This is a genomic window from Streptomyces sp. NRRL B-24085, from assembly GCF_001282115.1.
Lineage (GTDB): Bacteria > Actinomycetota > Actinomycetes > Streptomycetales > Streptomycetaceae > Streptomyces.
On record NZ_LJBR01000685.1, the window covers coordinates 1 to 1,718 of the forward strand.

Annotated in this window: 1 protein-coding gene; it reads left to right on the forward strand. The window is 77.6% G+C overall.

The window, feature by feature from the left end; translation table 11 throughout:
* Positions 1-166: 166 nt before the first annotated feature.
* A partial coding sequence (locus AOJ26_RS41185) for a trypsin-like peptidase domain-containing protein (RefSeq protein WP_324614014.1) occupies positions 167-1,718 on the forward strand: 1,552 nt, incomplete at its 3' end.

Below are 1,718 nucleotides of genomic sequence, written 5' to 3' on the forward strand. Positions count from 1 at the left end.
CCCCTAGGGTGTATCCGCCGTCCCCCTTCCATTCACCCGCGCGGGCAGGCGCTCGGAGTGAACCGGGGGAGCAGAAGGGGGCGCGTTCACCACGAGATCTGTCCCGCTGATCACCGCACGCCTAACGTCGAGAACAGGAACGTGCGTACGGCGGGGAGGTTCGGCCATGGCGGCAGGGGGTGACTCCGTCGGTGGAGCCGTGCCGCCCGGCCGGGAGGGGCGCGAGAGCGGGCGGCGGGTCCGGTGGGGCGACCGGGCGGCCACCGAGGACGACGGGCCGTCGCGACACAGGTGCGAGAGGCACAAGTGGGGGCGGCGCGAGGACCGTTCCGAGCCCGCGCGCCGGGAGCAGATCTCGGCCACGCCCGGGCAGGACGCGCGACTTGTGCGGATCCACGATCTGGCGGGGCGGCTGAGGGGGACCGGCTTCGCCGCCGATCACCACGGCACCGTCGTCACCAGTCACGAGACCGTCGACGGACTGCCCCGGCTCGTGCTGCACGCCGGGGACCGCAGTTGCGTGGTCGCCGCCGACGCCGTGACCCCGCTGCCCGAGCTGGATCTGGCGCTCGTGCGGACCGAGGGGCTGGGCGTGGACCCGCTGCCCGTCTCCGTGCGCGACACCGTCGAGACCGGCGCCTATGTACGGCTTCCCGCCGGCTGCTGGCGCGAGGCCCGCGTGCTCGGCCCCGCCGCCGTCACCTACACGGCCACCGACCGCCGCCATCTCCTCGACGGCGCCCTGGAGTTGGCGATCGGCACCGCCGGACGCGACGCGCTGCGGCTGGGCGGCGGGGCCGCCGGCGGACCCGTGCTCGACGCCGGCACCGGCGCGGTGGTCGCCGTCCTCGGCACCGCCCTGTACAGCGGCCACCGCGACAGCGCCTACGCGGTCCCGCTCCGCCCCGTGCGCCCCGGACCCCTCGCCGACCTCCTCGCGGAGAACGCCGAGACGGTCCCGGCGTACGGGCCCGACCTCAACCTCGCCGGTGTGCTGGAGCTGACGGCCACCTCGGTGGGCCAGGACGGGCCGCCGGGCGCCCTCGCCGGGCACGTGGGCCCCGAGGACCCGACCGAACCGGTCGAACGAGCGGCGGTCGCCGGGGAGTTCGCCGCGGTCACCGAGGGCCGGGCCCCCGTCCTCGCCCTCGTCGGACCGCCCGGCAGCGGCCGTACGACACAGCTGGCGGCCCTCGCCGCCCGCCGTCACCGCGGCCCCGCCCCGGCCCCCACGCTCTGGCTGCGCGGCGCCGACCTGGAGGACACCGACACCTCGGTGGCCGACGCGGCCCGGCGCGCGCTCACCCGGGCGGCCCGGATCGTGGCGGCCGCCACGGACACCGGCCCGGCCGAGCTGGGCGACACCACCCCCGAGCAACTGGCCCGGCTGTCCGGCGCCGCCGGCCGCCCCCTGTTCCTGCTCCTCGACGGCCCCGAGGAGATGCCCCCGGTCCTCGCGCACCGCCTCGCCGAGTGGACCGAGGGCACGGCGGAGTGGCTGCGGGAGACGGGGGCGCGGCTGGTCGTGGCGTGCCGGGCCGAGTACTGGGAGGGGGCCGCCTTCCCGGCCGAGCTGCTGCACGGCGAGCCGCAGGGGCACGTTCCGCCCTGCGTACGGCTCGGCGACCTCACCGACGACGAGGCCCGCCGCGCCCGGGCCCGCCACGCCCTCCCCGAAGGCACGCTCGCCGACGCCGACGCCCGGCATCCCCTCACCC